Source organism: Oleiphilus messinensis (assembly GCF_002162375.1).
GTDB lineage: Bacteria > Pseudomonadota > Gammaproteobacteria > Pseudomonadales > Oleiphilaceae > Oleiphilus > Oleiphilus messinensis.
In genome coordinates this window covers 6173598-6190522 of the sequence record NZ_CP021425.1, presented here as the reverse complement: position 1 = coordinate 6190522, position 16925 = coordinate 6173598, and the positions used below count along the sequence as shown (strand labels likewise).

The 16925-nt window shown below is 48.8% G+C and carries 16 protein-coding genes; 15 read left to right on the top strand and 1 reads right to left on the bottom strand.

Annotation, left to right across the window (positions count from 1 at the left end; genetic code table 11):
• Positions 1-232: 232 nt before the first annotated feature.
• The 13 genes from OLMES_RS26980 (at position 233) to OLMES_RS26920 (ending at position 13591) form a co-directional block, all read left to right on the top strand.
• A complete protein-coding gene (locus tag OLMES_RS26980; protein ID WP_157678646.1) occupies positions 233-766 on the top strand; it encodes a flagellar biosynthetic protein FliO in 534 nt (177 codons plus the stop codon).
• Between the two features lie 111 nt (positions 767-877).
• Complete coding sequence (sctV, locus tag OLMES_RS26975; protein WP_087464111.1) at positions 878-2983, top strand: type III secretion system export apparatus subunit SctV; 2106 nt, start codon at positions 878-880, stop codon at positions 2981-2983.
• Positions 2946-4925: a type III secretion system outer membrane ring subunit SctC gene (gene sctC, locus OLMES_RS26970; RefSeq protein ID WP_087464110.1), complete on the top strand. Its 1980-nt coding sequence runs from the start codon at positions 2946-2948 to the stop codon at positions 4923-4925. Before sctV ends, sctC begins: the two co-directional genes overlap by 38 nt.
• Positions 4897-6015 (top strand): FHA domain-containing protein, encoded by a 1119-nt coding sequence (locus OLMES_RS26965; RefSeq protein WP_087464109.1) that lies wholly within the window; start codon positions 4897-4899, stop codon positions 6013-6015. The genes sctC and OLMES_RS26965 overlap by 29 nt, the downstream gene beginning before the upstream one ends.
• An 82-nt stretch (positions 6016-6097) precedes the next feature.
• Positions 6098-6457, top strand: coding sequence for a hypothetical protein (locus tag OLMES_RS26960; RefSeq protein ID WP_087464108.1), 360 nt, complete (start codon positions 6098-6100; stop codon positions 6455-6457).
• 116 nt (positions 6458-6573) lie between these two features.
• Positions 6574-6990 (top strand): hypothetical protein, encoded by a 417-nt coding sequence (locus OLMES_RS26955; protein ID WP_087464107.1) that lies wholly within the window; start codon positions 6574-6576, stop codon positions 6988-6990.
• Between the two features lie 22 nt (positions 6991-7012).
• A complete protein-coding gene (sctJ, locus tag OLMES_RS26950; RefSeq protein WP_232465221.1) occupies positions 7013-7765 on the top strand; it encodes a type III secretion system inner membrane ring lipoprotein SctJ in 753 nt (250 codons plus the stop codon).
• Between the two features lie 14 nt (positions 7766-7779).
• Positions 7780-8406: a hypothetical protein gene (locus OLMES_RS26945; RefSeq protein WP_087464105.1), complete on the top strand. Its 627-nt coding sequence runs from the start codon at positions 7780-7782 to the stop codon at positions 8404-8406.
• A 124-nt stretch (positions 8407-8530) separates the two neighbouring features.
• The gene (locus OLMES_RS26940; protein WP_087464104.1) at positions 8531-9199 is read left to right on the top strand and encodes a FliH/SctL family protein; all 669 of its coding nucleotides are present in this window, start codon (positions 8531-8533) and stop codon (positions 9197-9199) included.
• The gene (locus tag OLMES_RS26935; RefSeq protein ID WP_232465220.1) at positions 9199-10584 is read left to right on the top strand and encodes a FliI/YscN family ATPase; all 1386 of its coding nucleotides are present in this window, start codon (positions 9199-9201) and stop codon (positions 10582-10584) included. The genes OLMES_RS26940 and OLMES_RS26935 overlap by 1 nt, the downstream gene beginning before the upstream one ends.
• On the top strand, positions 10581-11075 hold the full coding sequence (locus tag OLMES_RS26930; RefSeq protein ID WP_087464103.1) for a hypothetical protein: 495 nt from the start codon (positions 10581-10583) through the stop codon (positions 11073-11075). The genes OLMES_RS26935 and OLMES_RS26930 overlap by 4 nt, the downstream gene beginning before the upstream one ends.
• Positions 11076-11096: 21 nt before the next feature.
• Positions 11097-12287: a hypothetical protein gene (locus tag OLMES_RS26925; RefSeq protein ID WP_087464102.1), complete on the top strand. Its 1191-nt coding sequence runs from the start codon at positions 11097-11099 to the stop codon at positions 12285-12287.
• 26 nt (positions 12288-12313) lie between these two features.
• Positions 12314-13591: an alpha/beta fold hydrolase gene (locus OLMES_RS26920; protein WP_157678645.1), complete on the top strand. Its 1278-nt coding sequence runs from the start codon at positions 12314-12316 to the stop codon at positions 13589-13591.
• A 147-nt stretch (positions 13592-13738) separates the two neighbouring features.
• Here OLMES_RS26920 and OLMES_RS26915 read toward each other — a convergent pair whose 3' ends face one another.
• Positions 13739-14542 (bottom strand): sterol desaturase family protein, encoded by an 804-nt coding sequence (locus OLMES_RS26915; RefSeq protein ID WP_087464100.1) that lies wholly within the window; start codon positions 14540-14542, stop codon positions 13739-13741.
• A 304-nt stretch (positions 14543-14846) separates the two neighbouring features.
• Between OLMES_RS26915 and phnC the strand changes: the two genes are divergently transcribed.
• Together phnC and phnD are read left to right on the top strand one after the other, a co-directional pair.
• Positions 14847-15704: a phosphonate ABC transporter ATP-binding protein gene (gene phnC, locus OLMES_RS26910; protein WP_087464099.1), complete on the top strand. Its 858-nt coding sequence runs from the start codon at positions 14847-14849 to the stop codon at positions 15702-15704.
• Between the two features lie 152 nt (positions 15705-15856).
• Entirely contained in the window at positions 15857-16870 is a 1014-nt protein-coding gene (phnD, locus tag OLMES_RS26905; protein WP_087464700.1) for a phosphonate ABC transporter substrate-binding protein, read from the top strand.
• Positions 16871-16925: the final 55 nt, after the last annotated feature.

Genomic DNA, 16925 nt, shown 5'->3' with positions numbered 1-16925 from the left:
GGTATTCGAGTGTATTGATTGAATTTAGGCTTGGAGTGGCCCGGTAAATTGGTGTAGACTTTGACTCATTGTTCAGATCCGGTTCGCGATTCTGGACGTTACAGTGCGAAAACGGCGGTTCCTCCGAGTTATCGGAAATCTCTCTTTTCCCTGTCTTGTATGTGATCGAACAGTGATGTTTGAGTGGATTCTCAGGATTAAGAATTCGCAGTCGTTCAAATGGGAAGTGAATATGTCACAGAAATGGATTTCAACGCGAAACCCCGCGTTTGTTGTAACCGCTTTCGATACATCTGCGCGTAGCGGTTTATCCAATCTTTTCCGGTGCGCAGTGCCCCAATTTTTGGGTGTGATCTCGCTTCTGTTTTTGTTTCCCCGATTCACTTTTGCGGCCGAAACGCCGTCTGCGAGTTCGCCAGAACCTCAAATTTTTACTTCAGTTTTTGTTCCCGTGGCGCTCACCTTGTTACTGGCTGCATTGGCGGTATGGATGATCAAATGGAGAGTGCGGCAAAAAGCAGATCAGGGGCCTTTGAAATTGATTCAAAACGTTCCACTAGGTGCCAAGGAGCGAGTATTTGTTGCGGAATACAATCAGGCGCAAATATTGATCGCAGTGAGCTCTAGCGGTATTCAAATTGTGCCGGAGTCGAGTATCTCGAGTGTCGCGGCGGATTTGAAAGCTAAAGATTCGTTTTCCTCAGATTTAACAGTCACCAACTGGAAAGCGGCCTATGAGCATAAAACGAGTTCAGTTTTAAAGTGAAATGTAGTGCTTGAAAAGGCAGTAACTGATTTATTTTGAGTGTCAAATTAAGTCAAGAGCAGTATGACCTGTGACTACAGGTCGATGGAAGCAAGACTCCAAGGATGAATTATGGCAACAATGTTAAACCGGCTTCTGGATTTTAAGCGTGCCGACTCTGCTCAGGCGGGTGGCGCGTCATCATACGGCGACATTGCTTTGGCCTTTGGCGTCGTGGCGATTATCGCTTTGATGATTTTGCCGTTGCCGATTTTTATTGTCGACATGCTGGTTGCGGTCAATATTCTCCTCGCTGTGGGGTTGGTGCTGATAGCGATTTACATCCCGACACCCGTTGCCTTTTCCAGCTTTCCCAGTGTGATTCTGTTAAGCACGTTGTTCCGCCTCGCGCTCTCTATTGCTATTACCCGTTTGATTCTGCTCAATGGTGATGCAGGTCATATCATCGAAGCCTTTGGTCGCATGGTCGTTGGTGGCAATATGGTTGTCGGTATAGTTGTGTTTGTCATCATCACTGTGGTGCAGTTTGTTGTTATTGCCAAGGGTTCAGAGCGTGTCGCTGAAGTTTCTGCCCGGTTTTCACTGGATGCCATGCCCGGAAAGCAGATGTCTATTGATTCCGATTTACGATCAGGCATTCTCGATAAGGATGAAGCACGCCGAAGGCGACACCTGCTGGAGCTTGAGAGCCAACTCCATGGCAGTCTGGATGGTGCCATGAAGTTTGTTAAAGGTGATGCAATTGCTGGAATTATCATTGTACTTGTCAATATTATCGGCGGTTTGGCGATTGGTGTTTTGCAGCGTGGCATGCCATTAGGAGATGCGGTACAAACATACAGCATTCTTACTGTGGGTGATGGTCTCGTCGCCCAGATTCCGGCGCTTATGACTTCCATCGCGGCTGGATTGATTATTACCCGGTCTACAGGGGAAGCCCATGAGCGGCACCTGGGAGATGCAATCGGAAGGCAGTTGTCTGCGTATCCCCGTGTGGTTTTGATCGGTGGTATTTTATCGCTTTTGTTGACATTGGTTCCCGGCTTTCCATGGCCCGTCTTTTTGGTGATGGGCATTCTACTGCTGTTGTCTTTTGCCTGGCGTACAGGCTTTCCACCGTTGTTGAAAATAATGGGCAAAAGCCCAGAGATTGTTAGCGCAGACAGCGCGCTGGTTTTAGCGGAAAGTGCGACTTTACAACCACCGGACAAAGTGGTTTTGTCTCTGAGTCCGGATATGTTGTCTTTAGCTGAAACGAGCAACTGGATCAGAGCGTTTACTGTAATCAGCCAGAAAGTGCGTGAAGAATACGGCGTACCCATCCCCAAGGCTACGCCCCGGAAGAACGATCAGCTTACAGGTTATCAATATAGTCTCGAAGCCTATGGCGTGACCATTGCGACCGGAGCTATTGAGGCGGGTAGAATTTTTGTAAAAAGCGATGTTGCGATACCTACATCATCAGGTTCACATTCCCAGGCCGCAGGCGTTACCCCTGCGATGCCGGGTTACTGGGTTGAACCGGGTGAGGCGGGGGCCTTGGGAGAAGGTAGTTCGAGTGTATTGTCCGGACCGGAAGTTTTCATGCAAGCGCATTTGGAATTGGCGTTAACGCATCACCTTGACCGATTTCTGGGGATTCAGGAAACATCGAATCTTGTGAATCTATGGAGCCAGGATTACCCGGACTTGGTTAAGGAAACGCTCCGGGTTGTACCGCCGCAGAGACTGAACGATATTTTGAAGCGACTGTTGAGGGAGTGCATTCCAGTTCGGAATCTACGCGATATATTTGAAGCGGTAACCGAATTTGGCCCCAAGGAAAAAGATATCGCGCTTCTGTCCGAGCATATCCGTATTGCGATTCGCCGGCAAATCAGTGACCGGTACAGTGGTACAGAGCGTAAACTCAAAGCTGTGCTGACGCACCCTGAAATTGAAGAAGCCGTTCGGCAATCGATTCGTGAACCTGCACAGGTTGCGGGCCAGCACATACCACTTGATCCAGAGCTGATGAAACAGATTTCCGAACAACTCAACCGAACTCGAAATGAACATAAAACAGGCTGGGAGCAGGTTGTATTGTTGTGTTCTGCCGATGTTCGGCGTTTTATCCGAAAACTATTGGAAGAAGAGTTTTTCGCCTTGCCTGTTTTATCCTATCAGGAGTTGACAGGGGATGTGCAGGTGGAACCGATTGGTCGATTGGGGGGCTGAATCAGCGCCATTGAATTTTCGTAAACGACATGATTTCTACAACATGAATTATCACACAAAGGGAATTGGCAAGATGGATAACCATTTATCCGCACGCGGTCTGCGAATTGAAGTTTTGATCGTACTGGTCGTGCTGACGCTTTACATGACATTCACGAGTTCCACCGTTAAAGCCAGAGACATACCGCTTCCGGATGGGACAGAAGTGAATTACATGCTCAATGGAGAAACCCTGGAAGTGTTTCTCAAACGTTTTTTTTATGAAAATGGTTTGCGTCTGGTTTTGAGTGAGCCCATTAAATCCGATCGCCGAACCCTTAATGGCCCTCGCAATGGCTCCCCAAAGCGGATATTCAATCGCATCGTGGAATCCAATGGCCTGGTGCCTTATTACGATGGCAATTCGGCATACCTCTATACGGTTGATGAGTTATCCCACCGTTATTTTTCGTTCCCCGATGATCGTGTCGTGGCACTGCGCAGGGCCCTGAGTCGCTCTCAACTTCAAGACCGAAATAACGCTATTGTTGTGGATCGAGCATCAGGTCTGGTGGAAATTTCAGGTGTCCCCAGATTCGTTGATCAAATGTTGCGTATGGTTCAGGCGATTGCGTATCAGGGGGATGCACCAACGACCGTATTTCGCTATATCCCGCTTAAATATGCATGGGCGACGGATCGAAGTTTTTCAGCCGGTGGTCGTAATGTAACGATACCCGGGGTTGCCAGTATTTTGCGGCAGGTTATTCATGGGCCAACGCAAACCGGTTATAGTGGCGATGTGATTGATATTGCCGAGCCAGCAAAAGCGGAATCCTTGAAAGGAAAGGGGTTGGCGGCACTTTCCGGGGATACGGGATCCCGACAGTTAGTGCTGAGTTCCGGTAAAGTTATTGATCTCACCGATACCGGGTCGGTCGCGCCTGGCCACACGAAAGGGGCATCCAATGCGGTGCCGATCCTGGAAGGGAGTGAGGGTTCTCGCATTGTCGCTGATGCCTACAACAACGCGATTATTATCCGTGATGCCCCGGATCGAATTCCAATGTATGAAGACTTGATTCGCACCTTGGACGTCAGCTCTCCCCTGATTGAGATAGAAGCCGCGATTATTGATGTTAACCAGGATAAATTAAGGAAGCTGGGTGTAGATTGGCGTTTTGCTGAAGATGATATTGAGGTTTCGTTGTTTAATTCACAAGATAGTAACAGTGATACCAAAGGAAATTTTCTTCAGGCACTCGCCGCTGGCAATGTGGCACCCTTGGATGGGGTTGCCGGTTTGGGAATTGGCGCAATTGTAGGTAACAAAGATCAGTTTATTGCGCGATTGAACCTGTTACAGCGGGAAGGCGTTATCAGTGTCTCATCTCGCCCTAAAGTTGCCACATTAAACGATTTGGAAGCGGTGATTGAAAGCAGTGAATCGCTGTATGTACCCGTTCAGGGCGCATTTGAAACTGACTTGTTTAAAGTCTTTTCCGGTACCATTTTGCGTGTGACCCCCCATGTTATTCGAGATGATATCGATACCCAGATTCGCCTGATTATCACGGTTGAAGATGGTGCGATCAATATGACACAGGATGCTTCTGGCGACTCCGTGCCAGCAACCACGCGTAATGCTGTATTAACACAAGCCATTGTTAATGAGGGACATAGCCTTTTATTGGGGGGGCTGGTTCGTGAGACTTCACAGGTTGCAACACAGAAAATTCCGTTGTTGGGTGATATTCCATGGCTGGGGTCACTGTTTAAAACCGAAAGCAAAATACAAGGTAGTAGTGAGCGACTGTTTTTGATCTCTCCACGCATTTTACCTGCAGGTCAGACACGGCAGACTACAACGGAGTCAACCCAGAACGGTCGCGAGAAAGTTATCGCGACGTGCCGAACAAATTGTCGGGAAGAATATGGACGAGAGCAACTCAACATGTTCTGAAGGAGTCGGAAAAATCACTTCCGAAAACCGGAAAAAAGTCAGCCCTGGATCCCGTGTTCGTTACTGGCCCTATACGGACAACGAAACCGATGGGATATCGGAGGGCGAAGAGACCCGTGAGCTTTTCGTAAAAATTTTGTCGGGAGCCCATGCGGGGGCTGTGCATGTGTTGCAATACCGGGACTTATTGCTTATCGGTAACGTGCCTGAGTGTGAAGTGATATTGTCAGATGAAGGTGTACAACCCAGACACTGCATGCTCGGTATCGTTGGCACAGAAATTTGGCTACGACCTATCGATGGACCGGCATGGTATGAAGATCGTAAGTTGGTTCCTGGGGATACCCGTACGATCCCGTTAAATCAGGTGTTTCGGATTGGTGGTGTTGAAATACGCATCGAGGTAAAACAGCGAGACCAAAGGGAAGGGCTGAGCACACCGGTAATGGTCATTGAGCCCGAACCTCGGAAAAGGCAACTGCACTGGGGAAAACTGTTTTATTTTACCGTGCCCGTGTTGCTGTTTTTGCTTTCGATCGCCCTGTTTCTGTCTGCGCGATATGGTGTATTTCCAAACACATTTGAAACCCTGCCTGATGAGGTTTCGAATGTCGCGAACCCTTCAGTTACTGATGATGGCTCAGACGAGTCGCCGGCGGCTCAGACCAGTGCCGCAGATGCGAAACGGTTGGTCAATGATGTTAAGGAGATACTGAGGTTGTCCGGAATTTGGGCGGAAACCCGTTATTTGGGTGATGGTCGCGTCGAAGTGAGTGGACACTTTGGCGAAGGTGAAAAACTGGCCAAGGTGATACATTCTCGTGCGATGCGCGATATCGAAGGTTTGCAAACCGTGGTTGCGCGCAATCTTGATGAGGTTGTACGTGAAGCGGATGAAAGCAGGCGGGTTGCCAGTGTTGTACATGGTCTGGATCCCTATCTCGTGATGGCCGATGGATCCATATATTACCTGGGGGCGATATTACCGGGTGGACATCGTCTGGAAGCCATTGAAGGACCCGATATTGTGATCAGCACACCCGAAGGATTGCTGCGGATTGCCGCGGTTGATGCGGTGCTGGGGCAATAGCACAAACTCTGCTCGAAATATCAGAGTTGATGTGCAAATGGGCAGGAGCCCGAAACGTTAATCAAAGTAAAAGGAAAGTACAATGAGTAACAGTGTTACAACTTCAGGTGGTTCAAATCAAACGGCTATAAATGCCAATAATACCGGTGCAACTTCAAATGAGTTTCAGCAAGCTTCCCCTCTGGGTGGAAGTCAATTGGGAATGTCCGGTGATAAACACAGTTGGTACGAAGCGATGGCGGGTGCTTGGGGTAATGCCCTGGATCAGCAGGCCGATCAGGTTACCCAATTATCTGATGCAGTCAGTAATGGTGGTAAAGATACGCCTTCAGCGATGACTCAGCTTACGGCAGAGAGTATGAAAATGCAGTTCATGGCAAATAATGCTTCTACGGCGACCTCCAGCGTGGGCCAGGCTTTGGAAGCGCTTGCACGTAAATAATCCGAACTGATCTGAATGCCAGTCACTCTCGTGTGTTGAACCGGTTTGGCACATAGGGAGTGACACTTGAACAAAGCCTCCAGAGGAGGTGGGTATAATCACAGGGAAAAGTAAAGATGGATCCTATTTCCGGTACGACTTTTAATATTGACTCACCCAATTTGGGCACAGCTTCTGCTGCACAGCAGAGCAGTGGTTCAAACGGAGGTGATGTATCTATTATCGATGTCAATCATTTTCAGACCCTTCACCAGAGTGCTCCGGTCAAGACTGAGATGACCAGTGCTGTTCAGTCGGTCGAAACAACCGGTTTGGAATCAGCGGTAAACATGCTAAAGGACTTGAATGGATCTGTGGCTTCTATTGGCGAGGAAGCACTCAACCTTCAGGCGGAACTTCATGACCTCAGCCCGGGACAAATGCTTAAACTTACTGTGCAGGCGCAGCAGTTTCTGTTTCAGAGTCAGCTTACTGCAAATGTAGCCAATCGTACGTCTGAAGGTGTACAGCAGCTCTTCCGGCAGCAGTCCTAGATCGAATCCACGGATGGTAATCATGCTAAAGAATTTCATCAGGCTTATCTTGCTCACCAGTGTGCTTTCCGCTTGCGGAGGGACCACACTCTATTCCGCACTCAGTGAACGCCAGGCAAACGAAGTTGTGGCGGCATTGTTGATTTCCGGGATCGATGCACGCAAGGAAGCATCAGTGGATGGCAAGACCTGGATGGTAATGACACCATTGAAGCAAATGCCAAAAGCAATGATGGTATTGGAGGAAAAAGGTCTGCCGAGAACCGCTAAATTGTCTATGGGGGATGTTTTCAAAAAAGAAGGCTTTGTGTCATCCCCTACCGAAGAGCGGGCCCGGTTTTTATATGCGATTTCTCAAGAGCTGACCCAGACTTTGATGGAAATTGATGGCGTGATTACCGCCCGTGTTCATGTTGCCTTGCCGGAAAAAGCCTTGCTCAGTGAGAATCAGGGTTCTGCATCTGTGTCTGTTGTTGTTATCCAGTCCCCCAATGCCAACCTGAGCAATTATGAAACTGATATTAAAGCAATTATTACCGACGGTGTTGAAGGTCTCGATGATGTTAACAAAGTCACGGTGAAATTTTTCACGCGTAATGAAAGCTTCAACTACATCCCGGCGGAAAATGGTGACTTGTCTGGTCAGGGAACATTTACTTTACAGGCTTCGGTTTTCGGATTCGTACTGGGCACAGGGTTTATCCTCGCGTTTGGCTACCTGAGGCGACGGCGGCAGCATGGTGCTGCAGTGCCTGAGCCCAAACCGGAACTTTGAGCAGGATGGTTAACATGCATGGAGATTTGCTGGATCAATTGGCATTGAAAGAGACTGATTCCTCCTGGTTTCCCGGTTTTGATCCCGAATTACTTGGACTGGCCCGGGCATCCCGGCGTGGGGAGCGGTGGCTGTTTGCCTACCTTGCGGTTCGGTTTGAACTGTTCGGACGTCCCCTTCTCAAAGATGAGAATAGTAAGATCCAACGCGCATTACCCTGGCTTTTCATGCCGGCAGTCCAATGGGGTCCGGTCATATTGCACATTGGTGCGCTGGCATGTTCTGCTCATCTTCGATCAGTTGTATCAAGGGACAGGGTATTGCAATTACAGCGAGTGCTGGGACTGGAGGTATATGGCAGTGTTATGAGTTTTCGCGTAGCCGCATCGGGTACTGAAGGCTTGGGGCCACAGGATCAGGAACACCAATTGGCATTGGAAGACTTGTCCGACCGACAGCTGACAGAACTGCTGCGCGCTGAAGGTTTACGTGAACTGGTGTGGTTTGCGCGACAGCATGATGTCTTGGCCGGTGAGCGAGTAAGCTTGGCGCATCCCTGCGATCAGGGGCAGCCTCTAATACGGAGCCGGGTTGGTGCGGATCTGATTTCCGACTGTTTGAAATCTATTGTCACGCCCTGATACCGACCTCACGGCATTCAGGCGATTTCATGCAGGCAATATAAAGTACCCGAGGTCCTGTTTAGAACCTGTAACCAGGATAAATATCTCAGATTTTTAGCAACAAACCAGTGAAGTTCAGTTTATGAGCGCAGCCGATGTAAAACAAAAGTCACGGATGAACACGACACCAGTAATTTTACATGATCAGAACCGTTGGAAGCTCGAGCACGAGAGCAGGCGAATCCCAAAAGATGCCCAGGAACCCCTGGCACATTTCGAAGCTATGGTGCATCAGGCGAACAGCCTCTGGGAACGTGCCTGTTCAGAGGCTGAAGTGCTCAAGAAAAAAGCGGTTCAGGATGGCAGGGAGGAAGGCAAGCAACAAGTACGGGAAGAATTGGTGAACTTGTTGCTTGAGGCACAACAGGCTGCCCGGAGTCACCTGGATCATTCGGATTCTGTCATCATTGAGCTGGCTGGCGCAATTGTTGAAAAGATACTGCCATCGATCCCTACGGATTTGGTGATGAAAGATATTTTGGGAAGTGCCCTGCGTTCCATGCAGGCGGATCGATATCTTCGTGTTTTGGTTCATCCTGACTCGATTGCCATTGTGGAACAAAAAATTCAGGAGTGGCGAAATTCTCGTGGTCTGTGTGAATCTCTGGAGGTGGTCTCCGAGCCGGGACTCGATCCTTTTGCCTGTATAGTGGAAAGTGAACTGGGTGTGGTTCAAGCCGGTGCGTCCGAACAGCTTTCCGAAATTCTGAAGGCCGCCAAAGGCGCGTTGGTTCGGCGAGAGGTCGATTGATGGGGTTGTATTCAGGAACTGACGGGACAATTCGCCTGACGAATTTGTCAGCAGCAATGAAACATGATCGTGATGGGCAATGGGCACCGGTTTTCAATGCGATTCGTCGTGGCGAGTCACTGGCTTATCGGGGGCGGGTGGCGGAAGCAAGGGGGACACTCATTACCGTTACCGGCCTTTCATCGGCCCGAATCGGTGAGTTATGTGTACTTAAAGACCAGCACACAGGCCACGAACTCTATGGAGAGGTGATTGGTATTCGTGGCAATCAAATACTGCTGACACCGTTAGGCCCCCTGGAAGGCGTGTCTGCGAAGATGGAGGTTATTTCTGAAGGCGAACCTGCAACGGTTGCGGTTGGACATGGATTATTGGGTCGGGTTGTCGATGCCCATGGCAAGGTCATCGACGGCAAGGGAGACCCGGAATGTCATCAGCGTGTATCAATTTATCAAAATGCGCCTGATCCACTGCATAGAGCGCCGATATGTGAGCCTTTGGTGACCGGTGTGAAAGCGATCGATTCTGCCCTGACTACCGGGATTGGTCAGCGCGTCGGGATTTTTGCAATGGCGGGTGGGGGCAAAAGTACGCTGCTGGGCATGTTGGCCCGCGGTGCTCAGGCTGAAATCAATGTCATTGTCTTGATTGGTGAGCGGGGCCGGGAAGTGCAAGAGTTTATTGAAGACAATCTGGGCGAACAAGGTCTGCAAAAAAGCGTTATTGTCCTGGCCACGGCGGATCGACCTGCGTTGGAACGTAGCAGGGCAGCTTGTGTGGGTACAGCAATCGCGGAGTATTTCCGGGATCAGGGCAAGAGTGTGTTGTTGATGATGGATTCCGTAACCCGATATGCAAGGGCATTGCGGGATGTGGGATTGGCATTGGGTGAACCTCCGGTTCGACGGGGATTTACGCCTTCTGTTTTCTCCATGTTACCGAGATTATTTGAGCGAGCTGGCAACAATGATAAAGGCTCCATGACGGCGTTTTATACGGTGTTGCTGGAGGAAGAGGAGCAAGGTGACGACCCTGTAGGAGAAGAAGTTCGGTCATTATTGGATGGACATATTATTTTGTCCAGAAAACTGGCCTCCGCAGCCCATTATCCTGCCATTGATGTGCTCAACAGCGCCAGTCGGGTGATGAACCGGGTTGTCACGGATGAACACCTTGGTGCAGCCAAAAAGCTGCGTGAAAACCTGGCCAGATATCAAGAGGTTGAGCTGTTGCTCCAATTAGGCGAATACAAAACAGGTACCGATGCCAACATTGATGCCGCAGTCTCGAGTTACCCCAGGCTGATGTCACTGCTCAGGCAATCTGAATATGATATCGCTGATTTTGACCAAACATTTGTCTCATTACAGGAAGCATGTCAGTGAGCGCACGGGATTTACTGGACCGACAGAAGATGATTTGCAAGATTGTTCAGATTCGTCGGACCAATCTGGACAAGATTGAAAAGAAGTTGAGGGCAGCGCAGCAGCTAGTCTGTGAAGCCGAAGCACAGTGGTTGTCCAGTCGAAATCAAAAGCTGACCCTGGAGACCCGGTTAAATGAAAAACGAACTCAATTTTTAACGTCTAACAAGCTACAAGCACATGAGTACATCCGTGATGAGCTGTACTTAAAACAACTTCGAGAGCTTCTCGGCTTGAGGGTGAAAACGATGCTTGAGGCGGAATCGAGTCTGAGAAAAGCACAACAGGATAAAGCCGAAATCGTCCAGGAGTATCGATTACTTAAAGCGAGGATCGAGACTTTAGAGCAGCATTCGATTGCGCTTAAGGGCGATTATCGGCGTATTCTTCGAAAGAAAGAAGAACGATTGTTGGAAGAACTGTCATCAAATACGGATCGTATTTGGTCGTAAATCTGATTGAGGAAACCTGCCATGGATGTGGTGCAAAAAACAGCAGACCGGAATCTGGCCTCAGGCGAAGGTGTAAAAAGCCGTAATCTGGCGGATCCTGGAACCGTAACAGATGTGCAAAAACAGCAATTCAAAGACATACTCCAAGGGGCTGATGAAAGCCCGAGTCCGCAGAACCAGGCGTTGCCTGCTAATCAAAGTCGTCCCGTTAATGAAGGCCTGAAAAATAATAACGTGGAACACGACCTGCCAGGCACCGAAGCCTCGAGAATTGAAATGGAGTCCGAAGGATCTACTGCTACCTCACTGCCGTTGACCGAACCCGTGCAGGTCGGGAGCCAAGGCGCACAACATTCTTCTCGCGAACAGCCCTCCCGCGAATTATCGAAAGCGTCTGGTGCAACCGATTCAACACGAATTGGAGCAGCGCAATTACTCGAATCAAAGGCCCCTGAGAGTATTACCAAACATTCAGACCCATCCAATTTTCCTGAAAAAACGCCATCTGTAGAGGGTAAACATACAGATACAGATCTACGGACAGCCCATCGTGCAGATCAGGGCGCATTTCTACCGTGGCCGAGCGCTCCGTCGCAAACATCGTTGTCTATTTCCGATACCCGCATGCCGATTGGTTTGCCGGAGGACATGACGAATATGTCTGACCTTGATTCCATGCTGGAAAATGTTCGCCGTCAGACGGATATTCGCAGCGCTTTGCATTCTAATGAGCGGCTTTTCAGTGCAGAACGTGTTGATCTGTCTGCGTCGTCGTTATCGACACATCAGGCAGATGGCAAATCCAGTGACACGGTTTCCCCTGAGTTTCCAGATGCCCTGCTTGCGTCGAATGCCTCACCACTGTTGAACCCATCTGCAGTTTCTGATTCGAGTTCGACTCAATCGATAGCACCGGCAATGAATCAGGATGATTTTATGGCGCTTTTGGGGCGTCATGTAGATCAGTTCCTGGCCAGTGACAAGGCCATGAACACGGCAAATAATGGTCAGGTCATGTTGCGTCTGAACGATGCCAGTCTGGCCGGGGTCAGTTTGTTGCTGACCCGCACGGAACAGGGGTGGTCTCTGAAAACGACAAGCAAGCGTCAGGATATTATTGCAATCATGGAAAAAAGCAGCGCCAAGCTTGTGGCACAGTTTGCCAATGCAGGCTTGGGGCAACTCGATCTGGATCTTGAGCAAGAATTTTAATGATGACTCTAAACAAGGAGGTTCACATGAAGCGGTATGGGCTTCTCGCATTTAAACGTGGCCAGCGATCGGTTACGCGGCTGTTGGTGTTAATGGTATTGGCATTGCTCAGTGCCTGTTCAACCACGATGTTCCATCTGGGCGATGTTGATGGTGTCCCTGATGTTTTAGCCAAAGGTGAAACTTCAAGCTTTTGGCGAGAACAAGTTCAGTATCCCTATCCTGTGCAATATGCATCAGTGAAAGATGCATCGGGGCTGGAATGGAAAATGAGCTACATGGATGAATACTGGGGGCTCGGACCTAAATCAACGGCAGACACCATTGTGTTGATCCATGGCCGGGGGGCAAATGCGGGTTACTTTTCACAAATGATGAAGTATTGCCTGCAAGCCGGGTTGCGGGTGATTGCGGTGGATTTACCGAAGTATGGCAAATCAATTGCTGAAAATACTCACCACCCTGTAAATCTGTCGCTCGCGGATTCTCGCACCATGGTTCATGGCTTATTGGTCGATCAGCTTGATGTCGAGCGCGCAACTTATCTTGGTCATTCGATGGGGGGGCAGTGGGTATTGGGGTATGCACTTGAGTTTCCGGATGTTGTTGACAGGCTGATCCTGGAGTCACCCTATGGACTGGAAGAGTTCCCCAGTCACATTCCCTCTCAAGCAGGAGACCCGGTGCCGTTGTTTGACCCGGTTCTCGCAAAAAATCTTGAGGCCTGGAAGACCGTCTGGGAACCTTTGAAACACAAAGAGAGTGAAAAAGCACGAAGTGCCCGGGAAATAGAAGCGTATTACTACTTTCAAAACTATAACGCCAAGACCGGGGAAGTTAATCCAGGCTGGGAAGGTTATTTCTTAAACAAAGATATCGATACGATATACACCACTCAGGTTCGCCAGAAAATGGCAAAGGACAACAACGAGGAGTTTGATCGGTATCTCAACGCGTATGTTTGGGATATCTATGGAATGGGCGTGGAATCGCGGGTTGACGATGCGGGAAGTCTGTTCAAGCGATTGCGGGAATTGCAGAAGCCAATCTGGTTCGTGTTCGGAGAGAAAGACCCTTTCTTGCCTGCGACATCTCTCAGCGGCAATTTGAGCCTGCGTCAGGATGTGATTAAGCCGGCCTACCTTTCATTATTCCTCCGGGGGGTTAAACCTTTGGTTTCAATCTATCCCAACACAGCACATGTGCCGCACGCCGAATACCCTTTAAAATTCGCAGAAGACGTCATTCACTTTATTGAAGAAGGTTATGTCGTTAGCATGGTTGAAAACCCGTTGAAGTATTAGCGGTGGAGTGCTGAAGAGGTGAAGGATTAGCAAAGTGGAGAATCAGAGTACTGAAGTTTTACAATGAGCCTGAAAGGTAAGTGATTGCAGTTCGTGAGCGGCAGTACAGTTTTAAATTGTACTGCCGTTTTTTGTATCCGGATAGCGCTATTCAGCGCGAAACGGTTGTATTAACAGGGCTTTGAGAGAGGTTTTCTGTGTTTCCCGGTGCTGTTCTAACCCCAATATCATATGATCATGGCCCTGCACGGGCTGAGGGCGATAGGTTTGAAAAATGCGATCCCAAACAGACAGGTTAAATCCATAGTTGCTGTTGGTCTCCTTCGGGTTAATGGAATGGTGTACCCGGTGAAAATCCGGCGTGACAATCATGTTTCGGAGAATGGCATCGATCGCGAGTGGCAGGCGCAAGTTACTGTGATTAAACATAGCCATGCCATTCAAAATGACTTCGAACAAGATGACAGCAACAGGGGAGATTCCCAATAGCGCAATTGCAGAAAATTTAATCAGCATTGAGAGACCGATTTCAATTGGATGAAAACGGGCTGCCGAAGTAACATCCAGGTCAATATCGGTGTGATGCACTCGATGTAGTCGCCATAGTAGTGCATTGTGATGGAACAAGACGTGTTGAGCATAAATAATCAGATCCATGATCACAATTGCGACCAGTATTTCAAGCCCGTGCCACCAATTGAGTAGATTCAGTAGCCCCCAATGTTGATCTGCGCAGTACAGCGCAAATTCTGTGGCACTCAAAGGCAAAAGTAATCTGAGCAGGAGTGTGTTAAACGCGGAGAGTGATAGGTTCCCCCACCAGCGCGCCTTCCGGGGTTGTTCTCGATCACGCCTCGGAAAATATGCCTCCAGTAGCGCGCAAAGCGTGAATAAAATCAGAAAGGTGCCCAGCCGAAGCGCCGGCTCTGCAGTCAGCATCATATCGATCATCGTGTCTTCATCCTCCAACGACTCGGATTTCTTCGTTTCGCGTATAAACCTTTGTACCAATGGGCTGTGTGAGCTCTAGGCTACCACAACAGCAGGAATTGAGTATGGGTTTATCCCATGGTGTTTTGAGGGGGGTTCACAGGTTGTAGACATATAGATGAACGAGTGATTCATTTTTTCTTCATAAATCAGCAAAGTCACGGTCACATTTGTTTGGCATATTGTCTAGACAAGTATGTGACAGCCTGTCTGTTAAAAAATCAGTCTGTTAAAAAAAACATAGCCAACGACTTCCGGTAATTTTATGACCCCAGCAATCCAGATAAGCAAGTTGGATAAAACGTTTCAAAAACAGAAACGGGCGCTTGATTGCATTGATTTGCAGGTCAATTCAGGCGAAATCGTTGCGCTGATCGGGCCTTCCGGATCAGGAAAGTCGACGTTACTCAGGCATATTTCGGGTTTGGAAAAGGGGGATCGGCATTCTGAAGGCGAAGTGCTTGTGTACGATGATGCTGTGCAAAAATCCGGACGCCTGCTTTCAGGTATACGCCGCAAACGCGCCCGGATAGGTTACATTTTTCAGCAGTTTAACCTGGTCAATCGCATGACCGTTCGCGGTAACGTCTTACTGGGTATGCTAGGACGCATCCCTCGATGGCGTGGCACGCTGGGTATTTTCACGCAAGAAGAGAAAGCATTGGCGCTTAATGCCTTGAAGCGTGTGGGTATGGATGAATTTGCGGCTCAGCGTGCAGACAAGTTATCTGGTGGGCAACAGCAACGGGTCGCGATTGCAAGGGCGCTGGTGCAACAAGCGGACATCATACTCGCAGATGAACCCATCGCCTCCCTGGATCCCGAGTCCGCAAAAAACGTGATGGATCAACTGGCCGATATAAACCGGCAGGATAACAAAACAGTGGTTGTTACATTGCACCAGGTGGAGTATGCCCGAAAGTATTGCCAACGTGTTGTTGCCTTGCGCTTGGGTAAGGTTCATTTCGACGGTCCGGTTGCAGAGCTTACCGATGAGGTACTTAAGAACGTGTATGGGTCTAGCGAGGCGTTATTGACTTCGCGGACTGATACGGATACGGCGCAAAGCAGTATCCCGGGTGCGGTGGACTATGGCACCAAGGCATTGGCCAGGGTGGGCTGAATCATCAGTGTGATAGCGCTGAATGAAGGAATATGGCTTTAACGATCCAGCTCCGTTTAGGTCATTTAGTACAGAACGAACCAAAAAAACTTAAGAACCACTTACAGCCTCAATACGAGTTGTTCATCTCAAATACGCTCATGGAGTTCAAAATGTTTATCAAGATCTTTAAGCGCCTGGCGCTGGTCTTCGTTGCACTGTCTTCGATTGCGACCGTTAGTGCAGAGGAAATGAAAAAGCTTAATTTCGGGATCATTTCTACCGAATCCAGTCAGAATCTGCGCACGATCTGGGAGCCTTTCCTGAAGGATATGTCGGAAAAACTGAACGTCGAGGTCAAGCCATTTTTTGCCTCGGACTACGCTGGAATCATTCAGGCCATGCGATTCGACAAAGTTGATTTGGCTTGGTATGGCAATAAATCTGCGATGGAAGCAGTAGACCGTGCTGGTGGTGAGATTTTCATGCAAACCGTTGATGTCGCGGGTAATCCAGGATACTGGGGATTGCTGATTGCACATAAAGACAGCAAGCTGAACAACCTGGATGATATCTTCAGTAATAGTCGTGATTTGGTATTTGGTAACGGGGATCCAAATTCAACCTCAGGATTCCTGATCCCATCCTACTATGTATTTGCCTTGAACAACGTGGATGCTAAAAAAGCATTCAAGCGTTCATTGAATTCCAGCCATGAAGCGAACGCGCTTGCGGTGTACAACAAACAAGTCGATTTTGCGACTAACAATACTGAAAACATGACTCGCTTCAAAGTGACCCATCCGGACAAAGCGAAAGATGTAAAAGTAATCTGGAAGTCGCCTTTGATTCCTTCTGATCCAATAGTATGGCGTAAGAACCTGCCCGAGTCTGTTAAATCCAAGTTATGGGGCTTTTTCCGTGAATATGGCACGGATGGCGATAAAACAGAATTGAAGATTCTTGCTGATCTTGGTTGGGCACCATTTCGTCCTTCCAGTGATGATCAATTGTTGCCCATTCGTCAGTTGGTTCTGTACAAGAAAAAGCTGAAGCTTGAGAACAACACCGATATGGATGCAGATCAAAAGGCGAAGGAAATTGCCGAGATTAACGAACAACTTGCAAACCTGGAGCGTAAGCTCGCTGCAATTGAAGTTCGTAACGACACGGCTGCAACCAATTAATTCAATTTACCAAGACGTATACGCATCGGAGTAGCCCCGTTTCCGGGGTCTCCGA

Coding starts and splice junctions, on each gene's coding strand:
- OLMES_RS26980 (WP_157678646.1), top strand. CDS start 233: ATGTCACAGAAATGGATTTCAACGCGAAACCCCGCGTTTGTTGTAACC.
- sctV (WP_087464111.1), top strand. CDS start 878: ATGGCAACAATGTTAAACCGGCTTCTGGATTTTAAGCGTGCCGACTCT.
- sctC (WP_087464110.1), top strand. CDS start 2,946: ATGTGCAGGTGGAACCGATTGGTCGATTGGGGGGCTGAATCAGCGCCA.
- OLMES_RS26965 (WP_087464109.1), top strand. CDS start 4,897: ATGGACGAGAGCAACTCAACATGTTCTGAAGGAGTCGGAAAAATCACT.
- OLMES_RS26960 (WP_087464108.1), top strand. CDS start 6,098: ATGAGTAACAGTGTTACAACTTCAGGTGGTTCAAATCAAACGGCTATA.
- OLMES_RS26955 (WP_087464107.1), top strand. CDS start 6,574: ATGGATCCTATTTCCGGTACGACTTTTAATATTGACTCACCCAATTTG.
- sctJ (WP_232465221.1), top strand. CDS start 7,013: ATGCTAAAGAATTTCATCAGGCTTATCTTGCTCACCAGTGTGCTTTCC.
- OLMES_RS26945 (WP_087464105.1), top strand. CDS start 7,780: ATGCATGGAGATTTGCTGGATCAATTGGCATTGAAAGAGACTGATTCC.
- OLMES_RS26940 (WP_087464104.1), top strand. CDS start 8,531: ATGAGCGCAGCCGATGTAAAACAAAAGTCACGGATGAACACGACACCA.
- OLMES_RS26935 (WP_232465220.1), top strand. CDS start 9,199: ATGGGGTTGTATTCAGGAACTGACGGGACAATTCGCCTGACGAATTTG.
- OLMES_RS26925 (WP_087464102.1), top strand. CDS start 11,097: ATGGATGTGGTGCAAAAAACAGCAGACCGGAATCTGGCCTCAGGCGAA.
- OLMES_RS26920 (WP_157678645.1), top strand. CDS start 12,314: ATGAAGCGGTATGGGCTTCTCGCATTTAAACGTGGCCAGCGATCGGTT.
- OLMES_RS26915 (WP_087464100.1), bottom strand. CDS start 14,542: ATGATCGATATGATGCTGACTGCAGAGCCGGCGCTTCGGCTGGGCACC.
- phnC (WP_087464099.1), top strand. CDS start 14,847: ATGACCCCAGCAATCCAGATAAGCAAGTTGGATAAAACGTTTCAAAAA.
- phnD (WP_087464700.1), top strand. CDS start 15,857: ATGTTTATCAAGATCTTTAAGCGCCTGGCGCTGGTCTTCGTTGCACTG.